Below are 15,037 nucleotides of genomic sequence, written 5' to 3'. Positions count from 1 at the left end.
ACCTCTCCCATGTGAAGGTACAGATTACTGCATCAAGAAAAGATATTTATCTTGTGCTGGTTTATGGCATCACCGAACATCCAATGATGCTTGCCACCAATAAAAAAATTGAATCAAAAGAAGATGTTATCCGTGTAGCACGAACATACTTTTCCAGATGGAAAATTGAAGAATATTTCCGTTGTAAAAAACAGATGTTCCAGTTTGAAAACTTTCGCGTACGGAAGCTTTGTGCAATCAATGCACTTAACTTTTATATCACCTTATGCATGGCGTTTCTGGCCTTGATCTCAATGGAAGAAGAGACAAATGCACTCAAGGTTTCAATCATAAAAACGGCAGATCCCATCAAGGAAAAAGTTTTCTTCTGCTATTACCGATTGGCAAAAGGCATCTCAGGCATACTGTCGTATGCGAAAGAGGGCGTCAGACTCTGGTTTCGGACAAAACGTCCGGCATACCGTCAACTTTGCTTTAAGCTGGTCGCTTAGATAGAGGGTCTGCCCCATTGGGCATAAAAGAATAATTCTCCTAAAGTCCGGTTCCGGCGGGGCTTATTTCAGTACCTCTATTCACAATACTGTCTTTTCATTTTTTTCAAAAATAGGACAGATTGGTACTTTAGAAGAAGTTATCTCTTTTGAAATTACATTTTGCGGAAACTCAAGGATGTATGATTCGCCAGATTAATTTATTCTGTACCTTTTTTAATTTGACTGAAAATCAGAAAAAAAGAACGGATAAAACAATGATTTACATCAGAGTCGGAGAGGTCATGACACGGGATGAGTTCTATGAGTTCACTGGAAGCACGATGAATGAGGGCATAATAAAACCTTATGGCCGGCTGCCAATGATTGAGTATGCACTGAACCAGGAACGCATCAGCCTATTTGAAGGCGTTGCCGGTATGACAGAGGTCTATAACAAGACAATCGGCGAGAAAGCCAATGATGTTGACTCTTTTGCGGAGGCCTATCTTGCGATTCTGGGAGCAGAACTTGACGATGACGGAATATACAGGATCCGGGATAATCGGATCATCAATCTGTATGGCACTGATGATGCAAAAGACATCGTTGTGCAATTCCTGCAAAAGCCTACGGCAGATGGCTCACAGGAGAACCTACTGAACCGGCTGGAAAAGCTGATCTATCAGACAAGCATGGTAGCTAATATTTCCGATGAGAATTTTGGACAGACGTCAGGCACAGCGTTGGCTTATAAGCTGCAGGCCATGAGCAATCTGGCGCTTACCGCTGACCGCAAAATGATTAAGAGCATGTCTGCCAGATATAAATTATTTTCTTCTCTGCCCATAAATGTTCCGGATCCGGATGCGTGGAAAGAAATCGATTATAAGACAACCAGAAACATCCCCAAGAATCTGCTGGAGGAAGCACAGACGGCACAGGCTCTTGATGGTATCACATCCCAAGAAACGCAGCTGTCTGTTTTAAGCGTCGTGGGGAATGCATCTGACGAGATTAAGAAGATGGAAAAGGAACAGCAGACAGCACAGGAAAATTCCACAGGGCAGCGATTGATAGAGAGGTTGAACAATGGACAGCAAAACATATTGGAGCCAACGGGAAGCGGCACAGCTTCGTAAAAATATCAAAGACGAGCTGGTGTACAATAAAAAAATCAAAGAGACCTATGATTACATGCTGGATAATATCCAGAAAGAGATCAATGGCTTTTATGCCCGTTATGCTACTAAAGAGGGGATATCCTTAAGTGAGGCAAAAAAGCGTGTTAGTCAGCTTGATATCGATGCTTACGGGCGAAAGGCTAAGCGGTATGTAAAGGATAAAACCTTCACGAAAGAAGCCAATGAAGAGATGCGGTTGTACAACGCCACCATGAAGATTAACCGATTGGAACTCTTAAAAGCGAACATTGGTCTTGAGCTGGTGGATGGTTTTGACGAATTGCAGAAGTATTTTGACACCACGCTGACAGATCGGGCATTGGCAGAGTTCAAGCGCCAAGCCGGAATCCTTGGCAAGTCGGTTCTGAACAACGAAAAGGCAGCACATTCCATCGTGAACGCTTCTTACCAGAATGCAAAGTTCTCTGACCGGATATGGATGTACCAGGATATGTTGAAAGCAGAATTGTCCAGTCAACTAAAGATTGGTCTGATACAAGGGAGAAATCCCAGGGAGCTGGCAAGGCATATCTCTAAAGTGTTTGGAGTGAGCCGAAATAATGCGGAGAGACTTATGCAGACAGAGCTTGCCAGGGTGCAGACAGAAGCCCAGAAGCAGTCCTATGAGAGAAACGGCTATGATCAGTACGAATTCATTGCTGAACCTACCGCTTGCCCCATATGCCGGGCGCTGGACGGGAAAGTATTCGATGTTAAAAAGATGCTGCCAGGGGAGAATGCATCTCCCATCCATCCACATTGCCGCTGTAGTACTGCAGCACACATGGACAAGGAAGAATTCGACAAGTGGCTGGATTTTTTGGGCAAGGGCGGAACTACGGAAGAATGGGAGAAGATTAAAGCAAAAAGTGTTGTAAAATCCGGCAAAGGTGATACAATAACATCAGGAGCAGTAAGCGGTGCAAGAAATCCATTTGGAGGAGCCGCCAGCAAACATGCGGAAAAATATTATGGACTTATACGCAGCATGACAACTGACGTTTCAAAAATTGCGAAGAATACAGAATATTCGGAAGAAGAGATTCAAGCAATTAAGAATTATCTATTTATTGATGAACATGACTTAGGAGATAATGGCGTTAAGCAGTTTGACCCGGATTATATGATTGCAGAATCATGGCAACGTCTTATAGACGGAAAAATGGAACAGCATGACTTAGTGCTGATAAAACACGAAGTCATGGAAAAGGAATTGATGCAACAAGGAATGACGCAGGATGAGGCGCATCGAGCAACAGCACGTATATATGATTACGGAGAGGAGGCAAAGAAATTTTATGCTAAGATTAAGAAATATAAAAAAGAATAGCGGTATAATTTCGGCTTCCTACGAACCCGAAGATTCTGGGAAGATTGGTATGATTAAGATTGATATTGACACTGGAGAAGTAGTCGAAAAAGAACTATCTGATTATGATAAAGACTTTCCGTGGCATTTCAGTCATGCGGTGAAGGCGTTAAAAGATTTGGCGAAAGAGGATTCTATGCCAGATGAAAAATTGGTAATGTGGTATTAGATAGCATCAGTCAATAATGACCGGTGCTATTTTTGTACCCAATTTTAAGAGAAAGGATGGTGAAGACAATGAAATTCCGGAAAAAGCCTGTAGTGGTGGAAGCGTTCTGTTTTAAAGGAGCCGATTCTGAAATTAACGCCCCTGATTGGTTTGCCCAGGCGTTACAGAATGAGAAAGCAATATTGGATCGTGCTTTAAAAGACGGACATGCGCATGTCTATGGCTGCACGATTGACACGCTGGAGGGTAAGATGCATGCAAAGATTGGTGATTACATTATTCGTGGTGTGAACGGGGAGCTGTATCCATGCAAGCCGGATACTTTTCGTAAAACATATGAGGCAGTTGAAGTGAGAGGAGGAATGATAAATTGATTGAAGTAAGTGTCCAAAAGGACAGCATATCAGTAATCGGGCATGCAGGGTATGCTCCACCGGGGCAGGACATTGTGTGTTCTGCGGTAACAACCCACGTACAGGCCTTGGCGGCTTCCATAGATAATCTGACGGATGATACCCCAGATTATACGATTGCCCCAGGAGTATTTATTTTAAAAATCAAGGATTTATCGGAGAAGTCGCGAACTCTGGTAGATTCTTTTTTTATTGGTATCTGCGGTATTGTGGATGCCTATTCGGATTACGTCCGGATTGTATAAACTTTGTCTTTTTTCCGTTAGACATTAAATAAATGGATTGGGCCGGCGGGCATTGTACGATAGACCATTAAAAATCAGATGGAGGTAAAGGAAAATGAAGTATATGAATAATCACTATGGGGAATCAAGAATCTTTGAGAAAGCGTCCTTACAGCTATTTGCTGAGGGCGAGACTGAGGACGAAGAAGAGGATCCGGACGATGACCCTGAGGACGGTGAGGACGAAGAGGAAGAGAACGAAAAGGCAGACAAGAAAGGAAAGGGCGATGGCAGGCTCTACACAAAGAAGGAGCTGGGGGCCATTGTTGCCAGAGAAGTTCAGAAAGCCTTAAAGGAAAAGAAGCCAAGTCAATCCGAGGCTGAAAAGCTGGAAAACATGACAGAGGAACAGAGAAAGCATAAATCCGATTCCGAGCTGGAAGAACTAAAGCGTAAGGTGGCCCGGATGGAATTGTCTAAAGTTGCATCCAAGGCCTTAAAGGCTGCTGACATTGATGTGACAGATGAAATCCTTGATTTTGTTGTTGGCGATGATGCTGAGAGCACTAATGAAAAGATTGAGAAATTCATTGAGGTAAAAAATGGGATTGTTAAGTCTACCGAAAAGGAGCGGAGTAAGGGGAAAACTCCTAAGGTTGCTACCAAGGAAGGAAAGCAGCTGACCCGTGAGGAACTTGCCAAAATGTCCTATAAGGATGTACTGGCATACAAAACTAAGAACCCGGAAGGGTACAAAAAAGCAATGGAGGAATAGAAGATATGAAATATAAAGTATTTAAAACACTGCATTTATTTGCAGACGAATTGACTACACTTGCACAGATGGTTGATCCGGAAGTCATGGGGCAGATGGCAACTTTCGAGGATGCTCCGGACGCTATTGAGGATGAGGATTCCGGTTCTGTGGGCGTATTGTTCCTGTCCTACAAAGACGCGGCTAAACTGCGTAAGGCGGCTGCCGAGAACTGGACAAGAGCTAGTGAATTGGGAGACAATATTCTGATTAGTGGTGCTTTTGGCGAAGTACTGTGGTGGGAGGCTGCCCGCTCTAAAAAAATCACGGATGGTCCTGGACTGGCAGTAAAGACAGGTGCTTTAAAGACATTCCTGAAGCGCTCTGTGACGGCTGAGAAAGAGCGTGATATTGACCATAAACTCACTAAGTTCAACGCTGACCAGCACTATGTTGTTGCTCTGGTGGATGAAACCAAATGTTTTAAAATAGCAGCCGGCGGTGGCTCGGGGGAATAACGGGCCGTAGCCTGCCAACCCAGCCTAGCTATACAGCAGAAAATCTAGAGTCCATGACTATAGCGGATATTAAGGCTCTTGCTGGTCGTCTTGGCTACGGCATAACGAAGGCGAAGAAAGATGATATAATCGGTGAGTTTTTGAGCCAGCAAGGCGGTGATTAAATGGCAACACTTGAGGATGTAAAACTGATGTTGGGAATTGAAGACTCAGACATGGATAAAAAGCTCAATCTAATCATCTCCAACGCTGAAAAGCAGATACTTGCCTATCTTCCGGAAGGGATAGGATCTGTTCCGGATCCATTGCAATACATTGTGACCGAGCTTGCTATCGTGCGGTTCAACCGGATTGGCAATGAGGGCATGTCCAGCTACAGCCAGGAGGGAGAGAGTATCACATACGGGGACGATATTGCCCCGTACCTGGCGTCTATTCAGGCATGGATTAGCACACAGGAGAATAATAAGAGAGGCAGGGTGAGGTTTATTTGAGATATGACGTGCCAATATCTTTTGTAAAAGAAACCGATAAACATTATGATCCGGTAGCGGGGGAGTGGATATGCGGTGAACCAATCCGCACAAAGAAATATGCCAACGTAACTCATATGGGTGCAGAACGACAGCAGGCTGTGTTCGGCGATGTGAAAGCCAACAGGCTTGTTGTCCGTTTGCAGCGTGCCTATAAGGGGGCATATGACTTTATCGAGATAGATGGGAAAACCTATCATGCGGACACAGAGAGGCTTCCTAGTGATATGCAGAGTTTGGTGGTGATGCAAAATGGCTGATATTAAAGTGGTTGGGATTGAGAAGTTGGAGAAGCAGCTCAAGGAGAACATTTCACTCGGAGCTGTGAAGCAGGCGGTAAAGAGAAGCGGGACAACACTGCAAAAGGAAGTAGAAAGAATAGTCCCTGTCGACACCGGGACACTTAAACGAAGCATAACCGGTCCAGAACTAACAGACGGAGGCTTGACTGCCAAGGTGGAAGCGACAGCTGAGTATGCCGCATATGTGGAATATGGCACTCGCTACATGAAAGCGCAGCCATATATGCGGCCTGCACTTGAAAAAGCTGAAAAGGATTTTCAAACAAACATGAAAAAGCTTGTGAAGTAGGAGGTGGGTATGGATAAGACAGCAGAACAGGCCATACATGATAAGTTATGGCAGATTGTATCGCCTCTGGTTAGCGGTGCAGTCTATGAGAGCCGTCCCATGACGGATGTCGGCTATCCCTTTGCGGATTTTGAGGACTTCTTGTCCAGTTTCATGGGGACGAAAAACGGAGCCTTTGCAAGAACAGCGGTAGACCTTAATCTTTGGGATGCTGAGGATAAACGGAAAGATATATCTCAAGCAGGAGGCTCACTTTTCACACAGACAATGCAGCTAAAAGAGGCTTTTGGGTACAAAATAGCCATGAGGGTTAGTGATTCCACTATCAGAGTAATACAAGATAGAACTGTATCGCCACCAATCTGGCGGTGCATGGTACATTTAGAATTTGAAAGGAGGTGCATAAAATGGGAGATTATTCTGTAAAGGCTATACTATCCGCAGTGGATCAGGGTTTTCAGCATAATGAAAAGTGCAATGGGATATACCAACAACCAAAAAGCACCCTCACAAGCGGTCTTGGTTTCGGGATCATGATGGGTGCCGGACAGAATGCTTTTTCCGCTCTCAGCGGCGGATTGTCGGGGTTGATCGGGGACATGAGCAGTGCCGGTGCGGCATGGACAACATTTGAGGGTAACATGCGGATGAACGGATATGCGGAGTCTGATATAAAATCTGTTAAAAAGGAATGGAGTGATTTTGCAACCCAGACCGTCTACAGTTCGTCTGACATGGCCAGCACTTTCGCACAGCTGGACGCAGTAGGAACTAAAAACACCACTAGCCTGGTGAAAGGTTTCGGTGGTCTGGCTGCAGCTGCAGAGAATCCGCAGCAGGCCATGAAGACATTGAGCCAGCAGGCGGCTACGTGGATACTAAAATAACATTTAGTGGCTTTGCCACTACACCGTATATTTTTCTTACTTTTAGTGCGGGAAGCCAGAACACGAAATATTTAGGATTAGCACATTTTAACGAAAGCAAAACAGGAGCGACAGTAAGGGTAACTAATGCAGGGACAGCAGGTTATTCTACGCTTATTGATTGGATGGCAGTACTCTAGGATACTGTTAAAAAGAACTTCTTATTAATTACAAAAATAATGCCTCCACAACATCCTAATGTAATAAGCAGTGTCAAAAATACAGCAAGATATGAGCTGGAAGTAGCCATGAAAGAAAGCTTCCCGGCATATTCCATTATTCTAAGTGGCATGTAATGTATAATCATGATTCCAAGGGAATAACGCCCAATAAATGCCAGCCAGTGAGCATGTATCTGGACAGCATAAGATAACAGGATTATCCCCAAAGACCCCAGTATAGATGTTACCATAAAAATGCCGGGGTTTTCCATCTGGAACAAATGCAGGTTTACATAATTCTGAGTCTTTGCTACTGCGTAGCACATTAAGCCTATAGATATCAGAGAGCCTATAAAAGCAGCTAATTTATTTATGCTAATTTTTTCGAAAATATCCCCTAATAGATATCCTGCATATAGCATTGTCAAACAAGTAATGAATCTAAATAATACCAATATTATGATTGGAACTGAAATTCCCAGAATGGATTTATTATTTAAGGCAGCTATAATTGATTCGTATTTGCTTCCGGAAAGGAGTGCTAATAACACTAAAATTACAAAAAAACATTAATAAAACGACCTCCTCTTCATGAGGTGTTTGTGTGCGGCAATAAAGAAAAACTCACACAAGAACAGTGTTATGATAAACCACAATGGGGCAATCCCTTTTGTTGTTATAACCACACGTATTCGTTCCATAATATCAACAGGCTGATTCGTTGCTTTTAGCAGAAATATGTAAATCATGCTCCATAAAAAATAGCACGGTAAAAACTTTTTGCACAAACGGTAGAGTGCATGCTTGACATCTATAATCTGCTGAGAGTCATGGTATTTTTGGAATAGACAGTAACCGCTGATAATAAAGAACAGGGGCATGTGAAAAGCATAAATATAATTTCTTATGTATGACAGATCATTGAAGCTGTCTGATGAAAAGATGATGTGTATTAGCACAACCAGTATGATACCAATCCCTTTCGCTACATCAATATAAACTAATCTTTTGGTTTTTTGTTGCATTGTCTTTTCTCCTCAGTATTGGATATTTCTATTTATATTAGTATAAGCCAAGTGCAGCACATTTGAAAGAACTAAATGAAAGAAAGGAATACATTAAAAATATGGATATCAGAGGCAGACCGTAAAGGTCTTATTTTTATGGATTTAAAATAAATATGGAAAAGGAGGCATTATGGAGCCACAAATTATAGTCGCTTTAATTTCGTTGGCCGGGAGCGCCCTGGGAACATTCGCTGGAATAGGAGTAAGTTCTAAACTTACAAGTTACCGTCTGGAGCAATTGGAGGGAGAAGTAAGAATGCATAACAACTTTGCCCGCCGGATGCCGGTAATTGAAGAGCAAATCATAGTAGTGAATCATAGGATTCAGGATTTAGAAGGAAAGGAGAAATAGCTTATGGATTTAGCATTTTTAACAAACTATATTAACCCACTGATTCTGGGGATTTGCCTTATGGTGGGGTACGTGATTAAGACAGCAATACCAAAGTTGCCTAATCGGTACATACCATTGTCTGCATTGATACTGGGAACCGTGATTGCAATTTTAATGAATTACCCTGGAATCAATGCGGAGGTCATTATGGGTGGCATGATAAGTGGTCTGGCGAGTACAGGGTTGTATGAAATGTTACGGAACTTATTAAATAAAGATGGTAAAAAGGATGTGGAGGATGCAAAATAGCATCCTCTTTTTACGGAGGAAGGAGATGTGAAATGAAAATAGGATTAAGAGGTGGGCACTCGCCTAATTGCAAAGGAGCAATAGGAATATTGGACGAGCAAGACGAAGTGCGGAAAATATACAACGCTCTGGCACCTATGTTACAGGCAGCAGGGCATGTTGTGGTTAACTGCAACTCCAATGCTAACAGCGTCAATGCAGAGCTATCAGAGGGCACAAACAAAGCCAATTCAAATAACTGCGATATCTATGTGACAATCCACATGAACGCTTCCGACGGAGCTGGGCACGGTACAAAATTTAGCGCTGGTCTTCACTATTTGAATGCTTCAGCTATGCCCGCAATGATTGTGGAAACTTTGTTTTGCGACAATGCAGGAGACGCAGCACTGTATGGTAAGCTGGGGGCAGCAGCGGGTATTGCGAGGCTGATAGCAGAAGGAATTACAGATAAGAGCAAAGACAAGGTGTACTTTTTCGATGGAATCGGTGTTAGAGAATTAAATCACCCAGATGAAAAGAAAGCTTTACAACAGACATACAGGGAATGCACTGGCAGAGAGATTCCGGAGAAGCTATATACTACAAAAGCACTGTGGTACCAACGTCAGCAGGATGTCATTAACAGATCTTATCTTAAAAAATTTTAGAAAAAAGGCCCGGATCCGCAATGGTTCCGGGGTGAAATATTGTATCATCCTGAGGAGCAGAAAAGGGGCAGATATTTTTATATTGTATCGCATTGCTTCTATAATATATAAACGCAGAAACAGCTAAAACATCACTTCTTGCCTTAGGTTATTATTGTTTATAACATTGCTAGTGGCTGTCATCCGCATTTTACCATTTGTGCTACTTGCCCATTTTATGGGGCTTGCAGCACTTTTTATTTTAAAATCGAGAGCAGTCGCTTTGTTGTAAAGGAATACTTATCCTATTTAATACATAATTATCTATAAATATTATATAGGGATCCGGGATACTGCTGCAATGGCTTTGCTAAAAACAAAAAGAACAGCAAAATTCCAGGAAGCAGTACCTGCACATGGTGAAGTATGGAAAAGATTTTGGATGAGAATTATTACGACTTCTTAATTAATAATACGATAATAGGTCCAGGTGAAGTAGGAAATATTACTCCCGTCAATGACAGGCATTCTATACTCCATGTACAAATGAACGATTTTAATATGTGTGACCTTGGGCTACATCCTTATCATAGATTCCCGTCATTACTTACGCTTGCATCACAATTGAGTCTTGACAGTTCTAACATATCCCAGATACAGTCCAATCCTTCTCTTGCTTTACTGGGGGCGGGAGTTCTTATTGCAATTATTGATACGGGAGTTGATTATACCCATCCCGCATTTAAAAATGAGGACAATTCTTCCCGCATTGTCTCTATTTGGGATCAGACAATTCAGGATGGAACGGTGCCCGAAGGGTTTACTTATGGTACGGAATATGATAATCAAGAGATTAATCTAGCTATAAGAAGCGTAAACCCGCTTTCCATAGTCCCATCGGTTGACGAAATTGGACATGGGACGGCACTGGCTAGCGTTGCGGCAGGCAGTCCGTCGCCTGACAATTCATTTACGGGTGTAGTTCCTAAATCTCAGCTGTTGGTAGTAAAACTAAAGCAGGCGAAACAGAATTTGCGCAGAGTCTTCTGTGTTCCGGAAGGGGTAGTGTGTTATCAGGAAACGGATGTTTTGTTGGGCGTAGTTTATGCATATACTACTGCAAGAAGGCTGAATATGCCACTTATAATCTGCCTCGGGCTGGGAGCTAGTCTGGTGTCACATGAAGGGGGTGAGGCAACAAGCAGTTATTTGGATTTTATTTCACAGGTTTCACAAGTGAATGTTGCTGTTTGTGCCGGAAATGAAGGGAATAACAACAGACATTACTATGGAAATGTGATTTCTTCCCCATATACGCATGAATTTGAGCTGAAAGTATCTCCTAGAGATCCTCTCTTTGCTTTTGAGATATGGCCTGATATTCTGGCAAGGCTGACTATACAGGTGATTGCACCCACAGGGGAGATAACTCCAGTCATTTATCCGTCCATCAGTTCTTGTGTTTATCATCAATTTGTTTTCAGTCAGACGCAGATGTGGTTAAATAATATACTTATAGAGGAAGAAAGTGGAAGTCAGGTTATACTGGTCCGTTTAGTGAATGCGGCAGAGGGTATCTGGCGTATACGTGTCAGCAATATTGATGAAGCTGCCTTTTCTTTTCACAGCTGGCTCCCCAATGGTGAGTTTATTTCAAATGAGACATTTTTTTTACTTTCTTCTCCTGATACGACTGTTACATCTCCAGGCAATGCAGAGCATGTGTTAACCACAACCGCTTACAACCAGAATAATGGGAGTATCCTGATAGAATCTGGCAGGGGATATACAAGACTTGGCATTGTTAAACCTGATATTGCTGCTCCTGGCTATCAGCTGCCCTGCGCTGCTCCTGGCGGCCGTTATGTTACTATAACGGGGACGGGCGCCGCAGCAGCCCATGCAGCAGGTGCAGCCGCCATGGTTTTTGAATGGGCGATTGTCAGAGGAAATTATCCATCCCTTACAGGGATAGACATCAATGGCCTGATAATCCGGGGAGCAACCAGAAACCCGGTATATGTTTATCCCAATAATATATGGGGATATGGAAGAATGAATGTATATGCACTTTTTGAGCTGCTGACTTTTATTTAATAGGGAGGAATATGCTTACCAGGTATACTTATCCTCCTTAGAACATAATTATCTATAAATATTTAATTATAGACTGGGATGCTGCCGCAGTGATTTTAAACAAAATGAAGCAGGACAGATAGTAATATGTCAAGGTGTCAGTATCGGTTATGGGTGAGAGATGGAAAAAATTTTAGATGAAAACTATTATGACTTTTTGGTTAACAACACGATCCTGCAGGAAAGTGACCTGGTAAATGTTACTCCGATTAATGACAGGCATTCTATACTCCATGTACAAATGAGCAATTTTAATATGTGCGATCTTGGTTTATACCCCTACCAAAGATTTCCTACATTATTAACCCTGGCATCTCAATTGAGTCTTGACAGTTCAAACATCTCACAGATACAGTCTAACCCTACTCTTGCCCTGCTGGGTACCGGGGTTCTTGTAGGAATCATTGACACGGGGATTGATTATACTCATCCGGCATTTAGAAATGAAAACAATACCTCCCGTATTGTTTCTATTTGGGATCAGACAATTCAAACAGAGAATATACCAGACGGGTTTAATTATGGTACGGAATATACCAACGAGATGCTTAATACTGCCTTAGCATCAGAGAATCCACTCTCTATAGTGCCTATGATTGATGAAAATGGGCACGGGACAGCCCTGGCCAGTGTTGCGGCAGGAAGCCCCAGCGCCGACAACTCATTTAGAGGTGTAGTTCCGAGAGCGCAGCTAATGGTGGTAAAGTTAAAAGAAGCAAAACAGAATCTGCAGAGAATTTTCTGCGTACCGGAGGACGCAATAAGTTATCAGGAAACGGATATTCTGCTTGGCATACGTTATATATATGCAGCCGCACAGAGACTGGGCATGCCGGTTGTTGTTTGTATTGGCCTAGGGGCAAGTCTAGTGGCACATACGGGGGTGGGAGCGACGAGCAGCATTGTTGATTTCCTTTCACAGCTTTCCCAGGTAGATTTTGCAGTTGCGGCAGGCAATGAAGGGAATAATAACAGGCATTACTATGGAAATGTGCGTGCTGCTCCATATACCATGGAATTTGAATTGAAAGTATCTCCGTTAGATCCTCTTTTTTCTTTTGAGATATGGCCTGATATTCAGGCAAGACTTTCTATGCAGATTATTGCACCTTCAGGGGAAATGACAGCTGCCATTTACCCATCCATAGGAGGATGCATCTATCATCAGTTTGTATTCAGTCCAACACAGATGTGGGTGAATAACATACTCATTGAGCAGGAGAACGGGAGTCAGCTTATATTAGTTCGTTTTGTGAATGCAGCTGAAGGCATCTGGCGGATACGGGTCTCCAATATTGATGAAGCTCCCTTTTCCTTCCACTGCTGGCTGCCAAGCGGTGATTTTATTTCGAATGAAACCTTTTTCCTGCTTTCTTCTCCGGATACCACGATCACTTCTCCTGGTGATGCCAGGAGTGCACTAACTGTATCTGCTTATGATCAGAATACGGGGAGCATTCTGATAGAGTCCAGCCGGGGGTATACCAGACTTGCCGGTGTTAAGCCGGATATAGCGGCTCCGGGCTATCAGCTGCCCTGCGCAGCCCCGGGCGGCCGCTATACTACGGTAACAGGAACTGGAGCTGCAGCTGCACATGCGGCAGGTGCCATCGCCATTGTTTTTGAATGGGCAATTGTCCGGGGAAATTATTCTTCGCTTACAGGGAACGATGTGAACAACCTGATTATCCGGGGGGCAACCCGGAACCCTGTGTATGTTTATCCCAATAACATATGGGGGTATGGAAAACTAAATGTATATGCACTTTTTGAACTTTTGACCTACATTTAACCTAAGAGATATATTTACTTTCTGTATGCAAATTTGGGAAGACCATTTTCAAAAGGAATATTGACCTGTCCCTGAATCAAAGGCTTAGCATACGTGAGAAATTTATCACTGACGTCGGTTCCTTCTTTTGTAATCCAGTCGAGAGGAACAGATTTTTCCCGGTTGCAGATGGTATTTACATCAGCGGTGACATAGTCAAGGGTATAAGGGTCATCACTGACTCTCTTGAATGCAACCATTTTACCTGTCTCTCCGTCGAGAGCACACTTCACACCGTAGGCTCCGGCGGCAATGGCTTCTTTCTGATCTGTGCCGGAGAGCATGGCAGAAGAACAGCGCTGGCAGACATTTAATTCAACAGAGCGTACCTTTACACCAAGGCGGTTCTTCACCAGGTGTTCCAGATACTTGCCGGAGCCTGTCAGCATTTTGTGACCAAACGCATCTGTACCCACATCGTTGGTCAATTCACAGATGAAAGTTCCGTTTCTATCGTGGATACCTTCTGAAATACAGACTACGAGATTGGGGGTTGTCTCAAGAGCGGTTGTCACTTTTTTAAGAAAAAGTTCCGGGTCAAAATCAGTTTCCGGAAGATAGATTAAAACAGGGTTGTCTCCCTCGGATTTACGGGCAAGTGAACTTGCAGCAGCCAGCCAGCCGGCATGGCGTCCCATAATTTCTACTATAGTGACAGACTTTTTGTTGTCGTATACGGAAGCATCAACAGAAATTTCTCTAACTGTGGAAGCTATGTATCTGGCGGCACTGCCGAAGCCTGGGGTATGGTCTGTTGCCACAAGGTCGTTGTCGATGGTTTTGGGAATACCTATTACCTTGACGTCACTTTTGATTTCTTCTGCATAGCGGGATAACTTACTTACAGTATCCATAGAGTCATTTCCACCAATGTAGAAGAAATAACCAATATTCATCTCCTGCAATTTGTTAAATAGTCTGACATATACCGGATCATCTAAATCTTCAGGCAGCTTATATCTGCATGATCCCAGATAAGAGCCGGGTGTGGTTTTTATATATTCCAGTTCTCCTGACATTTCAAGTGGTTTCATGTCCATGCAGCTGCCATTTAAGAACCCTTCAATACCATTAACCATTCCGTATACGGTGCCAAAAGAATCTTCCCGGTTGAGCACCTCGAAAACTACTCCGTACAGACTGGCGTTAATAACTGCGGTTGGCCCTCCGGACTGGCCGACAATAGCATTTTTCTTCATTATAATCCTCCAAACAATTTTAATAATCTCTCGGAATCTCTAAGCCAGTAAATCCAAGGCTTTCAGATCCCTTTTTTATTAAAATCCCCCACTTTTTTGTCAAAAAACACTTGACAGTTTACTCGAAAAATGCGGCGCTTCGCGCCTATTGATCAATAAGTACCGTTCGCTTGCGGGCGGCACACATTTTTCGATTGGAGGCGATTTTTTGTTACCTGTT

General features: G+C 43.1%; 22 protein-coding genes. 19 read left to right on the top strand and 3 right to left on the bottom strand.

Annotated elements, in window-relative coordinates:
* The 14 genes from BN3456_RS01740 to BN3456_RS01675 all read left to right on the top strand — a co-directional run.
* Positions 1 to 491, top strand: a 491-nt coding sequence (locus tag BN3456_RS01740) for a hypothetical protein (RefSeq protein WP_347457625.1), incomplete at its 5' end; no start/stop codon positions are given.
* A 182-nt stretch (positions 492 to 673) separates the two neighbouring features.
* On the top strand, positions 674 to 1,612 hold the full coding sequence (locus BN3456_RS01735; protein WP_242862776.1) for a phage portal protein: 939 nt from the start codon (positions 674 to 676) through the stop codon (positions 1,610 to 1,612).
* Positions 1,563 to 2,984 (top strand): minor capsid protein, encoded by a 1,422-nt coding sequence (locus BN3456_RS01730; RefSeq protein WP_089982358.1) that lies wholly within the window; start codon positions 1,563 to 1,565, stop codon positions 2,982 to 2,984. Before BN3456_RS01735 ends, BN3456_RS01730 begins: the two co-directional genes overlap by 50 nt.
* Positions 2,953 to 3,192 carry a hypothetical protein gene (locus tag BN3456_RS01725; RefSeq protein ID WP_089982356.1) on the top strand — a complete coding sequence of 80 codons (240 nt, stop codon included), beginning with the start codon at positions 2,953 to 2,955 and terminating at the stop codon, positions 3,190 to 3,192. The genes BN3456_RS01730 and BN3456_RS01725 overlap by 32 nt, the downstream gene beginning before the upstream one ends.
* Before the next feature lie 68 nt (positions 3,193 to 3,260).
* Entirely contained in the window at positions 3,261 to 3,566 is a 306-nt protein-coding gene (locus BN3456_RS01720) for a hypothetical protein (RefSeq protein WP_089982361.1), read from the top strand.
* Positions 3,563 to 3,850 carry a ribosomal-processing cysteine protease Prp gene (locus BN3456_RS01715; RefSeq protein WP_089982355.1) on the top strand — a complete coding sequence of 96 codons (288 nt, stop codon included), beginning with the start codon at positions 3,563 to 3,565 and terminating at the stop codon, positions 3,848 to 3,850. Before BN3456_RS01720 ends, BN3456_RS01715 begins: the two co-directional genes overlap by 4 nt.
* 94 nt (positions 3,851 to 3,944) lie before the next feature.
* Entirely contained in the window at positions 3,945 to 4,604 is a 660-nt protein-coding gene (locus tag BN3456_RS01710) for a capsid assembly scaffolding protein Gp46 family protein (RefSeq protein WP_089982354.1), read from the top strand.
* Between the two features lie 5 nt (positions 4,605 to 4,609).
* A complete protein-coding gene (locus BN3456_RS01705) occupies positions 4,610 to 5,101 on the top strand; it encodes a hypothetical protein (protein WP_089982352.1) in 492 nt (163 codons plus the stop codon).
* A gap of 164 nt (positions 5,102 to 5,265) precedes the next feature.
* Entirely contained in the window at positions 5,266 to 5,595 is a 330-nt protein-coding gene (locus tag BN3456_RS01700) for a phage head-tail connector protein (protein ID WP_089982350.1), read from the top strand.
* The gene (locus tag BN3456_RS01695; RefSeq protein WP_089982349.1) at positions 5,592 to 5,894 is read left to right on the top strand and encodes a hypothetical protein; all 303 of its coding nucleotides are present in this window, start codon (positions 5,592 to 5,594) and stop codon (positions 5,892 to 5,894) included. Before BN3456_RS01700 ends, BN3456_RS01695 begins: the two co-directional genes overlap by 4 nt.
* The gene (locus BN3456_RS01690; RefSeq protein WP_089982347.1) at positions 5,887 to 6,225 is read left to right on the top strand and encodes an HK97-gp10 family putative phage morphogenesis protein; all 339 of its coding nucleotides are present in this window, start codon (positions 5,887 to 5,889) and stop codon (positions 6,223 to 6,225) included. The genes BN3456_RS01695 and BN3456_RS01690 overlap by 8 nt, the downstream gene beginning before the upstream one ends.
* A 9-nt stretch (positions 6,226 to 6,234) precedes the next feature.
* Complete coding sequence (locus BN3456_RS01685; RefSeq protein WP_089982345.1) at positions 6,235 to 6,651, top strand: hypothetical protein; 417 nt, start codon at positions 6,235 to 6,237, stop codon at positions 6,649 to 6,651.
* On the top strand, positions 6,633 to 7,112 hold the full coding sequence (locus BN3456_RS01680) for a hypothetical protein (protein WP_089982344.1): 480 nt from the start codon (positions 6,633 to 6,635) through the stop codon (positions 7,110 to 7,112). The genes BN3456_RS01685 and BN3456_RS01680 overlap by 19 nt, the downstream gene beginning before the upstream one ends.
* A complete protein-coding gene (locus BN3456_RS01675; RefSeq protein ID WP_089982342.1) occupies positions 7,097 to 7,291 on the top strand; it encodes a hypothetical protein in 195 nt (64 codons plus the stop codon). The genes BN3456_RS01680 and BN3456_RS01675 overlap by 16 nt, the downstream gene beginning before the upstream one ends.
* Here BN3456_RS01675 and BN3456_RS01670 read toward each other — a convergent pair.
* Positions 7,288 to 7,863: an acyltransferase family protein gene (locus tag BN3456_RS01670; protein ID WP_089982340.1), complete on the bottom strand. Its 576-nt coding sequence runs from the start codon at positions 7,861 to 7,863 to the stop codon at positions 7,288 to 7,290. The genes BN3456_RS01675 and BN3456_RS01670 overlap by 4 nt on opposite strands.
* Positions 7,864 to 7,881: 18 nt before the next feature.
* Positions 7,882 to 8,337, bottom strand: a complete 456-nt coding sequence (locus BN3456_RS01665; RefSeq protein ID WP_089982338.1) for an acyltransferase family protein — start codon at positions 8,335 to 8,337, stop codon at positions 7,882 to 7,884.
* A 172-nt stretch (positions 8,338 to 8,509) separates the two neighbouring features.
* Here BN3456_RS01665 and BN3456_RS01660 point away from each other — a divergent pair, with 172 nt between their 5' ends.
* From BN3456_RS01660 to BN3456_RS01640, 5 genes are all read left to right on the top strand, one after another.
* Positions 8,510 to 8,731, top strand: coding sequence for a hypothetical protein (locus BN3456_RS01660; RefSeq protein WP_089982337.1), 222 nt, complete (start codon positions 8,510 to 8,512; stop codon positions 8,729 to 8,731).
* Positions 8,732 to 8,734: 3 nt separating this feature from the next.
* Positions 8,735 to 9,022: a phage holin family protein gene (locus tag BN3456_RS01655; RefSeq protein WP_089982335.1), complete on the top strand. Its 288-nt coding sequence runs from the start codon at positions 8,735 to 8,737 to the stop codon at positions 9,020 to 9,022.
* Positions 9,023 to 9,054: 32 nt separating this feature from the next.
* On the top strand, positions 9,055 to 9,672 hold the full coding sequence (locus BN3456_RS01650; RefSeq protein ID WP_089982333.1) for an N-acetylmuramoyl-L-alanine amidase: 618 nt from the start codon (positions 9,055 to 9,057) through the stop codon (positions 9,670 to 9,672).
* A 405-nt stretch (positions 9,673 to 10,077) separates the two neighbouring features.
* Entirely contained in the window at positions 10,078 to 11,748 is a 1,671-nt protein-coding gene (locus BN3456_RS01645) for a S8 family peptidase (protein WP_089982332.1), read from the top strand.
* A gap of 160 nt (positions 11,749 to 11,908) precedes the next feature.
* On the top strand, positions 11,909 to 13,579 hold the full coding sequence (locus BN3456_RS01640; protein ID WP_089982330.1) for a S8 family peptidase: 1,671 nt from the start codon (positions 11,909 to 11,911) through the stop codon (positions 13,577 to 13,579).
* A 14-nt stretch (positions 13,580 to 13,593) separates the two neighbouring features.
* Here BN3456_RS01640 and BN3456_RS01635 read toward each other — a convergent pair whose 3' ends face one another.
* Positions 13,594 to 14,817 carry a 6-phosphofructokinase gene (locus tag BN3456_RS01635; RefSeq protein ID WP_089982328.1) on the bottom strand — a complete coding sequence of 408 codons (1,224 nt, stop codon included), beginning with the start codon at positions 14,815 to 14,817 and terminating at the stop codon, positions 13,594 to 13,596.
* Positions 14,818 to 15,037: the final 220 nt, after the last annotated feature.

The sequence above is a fragment of the Clostridium sp. C105KSO13 genome (genome assembly GCF_001517425.1).
Lineage (GTDB): Bacteria > Bacillota > Clostridia > Lachnospirales > Lachnospiraceae > Muricomes.
This window is presented reverse-complemented; position numbering and strand designations above follow the sequence as displayed.

What these genes read in the sequence shown, in the direction of transcription:
- BN3456_RS01640 (WP_089982330.1), top strand. Translation starts at nt 11,909, where the DNA reads ATGGAAAAAATTTTAGATGAAAACTATTATGACTTTTTGGTTAACAAC.
- BN3456_RS01735 (WP_242862776.1), top strand. Translation starts at nt 674, where the DNA reads ATGATTCGCCAGATTAATTTATTCTGTACCTTTTTTAATTTGACTGAA.
- BN3456_RS01660 (WP_089982337.1), top strand. Translation starts at nt 8,510, where the DNA reads ATGGAGCCACAAATTATAGTCGCTTTAATTTCGTTGGCCGGGAGCGCC.
- BN3456_RS01635 (WP_089982328.1), bottom strand. Translation starts at nt 14,817, where the DNA reads ATGAAGAAAAATGCTATTGTCGGCCAGTCCGGAGGGCCAACCGCAGTT.
- BN3456_RS01710 (WP_089982354.1), top strand. Translation starts at nt 3,945, where the DNA reads ATGAAGTATATGAATAATCACTATGGGGAATCAAGAATCTTTGAGAAA.
- BN3456_RS01700 (WP_089982350.1), top strand. Translation starts at nt 5,266, where the DNA reads ATGGCAACACTTGAGGATGTAAAACTGATGTTGGGAATTGAAGACTCA.
- BN3456_RS01650 (WP_089982333.1), top strand. Translation starts at nt 9,055, where the DNA reads ATGAAAATAGGATTAAGAGGTGGGCACTCGCCTAATTGCAAAGGAGCA.
- BN3456_RS01680 (WP_089982344.1), top strand. Translation starts at nt 6,633, where the DNA reads ATGGGAGATTATTCTGTAAAGGCTATACTATCCGCAGTGGATCAGGGT.
- BN3456_RS01645 (WP_089982332.1), top strand. Translation starts at nt 10,078, where the DNA reads ATGGAAAAGATTTTGGATGAGAATTATTACGACTTCTTAATTAATAAT.
- BN3456_RS01730 (WP_089982358.1), top strand. Translation starts at nt 1,563, where the DNA reads ATGGACAGCAAAACATATTGGAGCCAACGGGAAGCGGCACAGCTTCGT.
- BN3456_RS01725 (WP_089982356.1), top strand. Translation starts at nt 2,953, where the DNA reads ATGCTAAGATTAAGAAATATAAAAAAGAATAGCGGTATAATTTCGGCT.
- BN3456_RS01655 (WP_089982335.1), top strand. Translation starts at nt 8,735, where the DNA reads ATGGATTTAGCATTTTTAACAAACTATATTAACCCACTGATTCTGGGG.
- BN3456_RS01685 (WP_089982345.1), top strand. Translation starts at nt 6,235, where the DNA reads ATGGATAAGACAGCAGAACAGGCCATACATGATAAGTTATGGCAGATT.
- BN3456_RS01665 (WP_089982338.1), bottom strand. Translation starts at nt 8,337, where the DNA reads ATGCAACAAAAAACCAAAAGATTAGTTTATATTGATGTAGCGAAAGGG.
- BN3456_RS01705 (WP_089982352.1), top strand. Translation starts at nt 4,610, where the DNA reads ATGAAATATAAAGTATTTAAAACACTGCATTTATTTGCAGACGAATTG.
- BN3456_RS01720 (WP_089982361.1), top strand. Translation starts at nt 3,261, where the DNA reads ATGAAATTCCGGAAAAAGCCTGTAGTGGTGGAAGCGTTCTGTTTTAAA.
- BN3456_RS01690 (WP_089982347.1), top strand. Translation starts at nt 5,887, where the DNA reads ATGGCTGATATTAAAGTGGTTGGGATTGAGAAGTTGGAGAAGCAGCTC.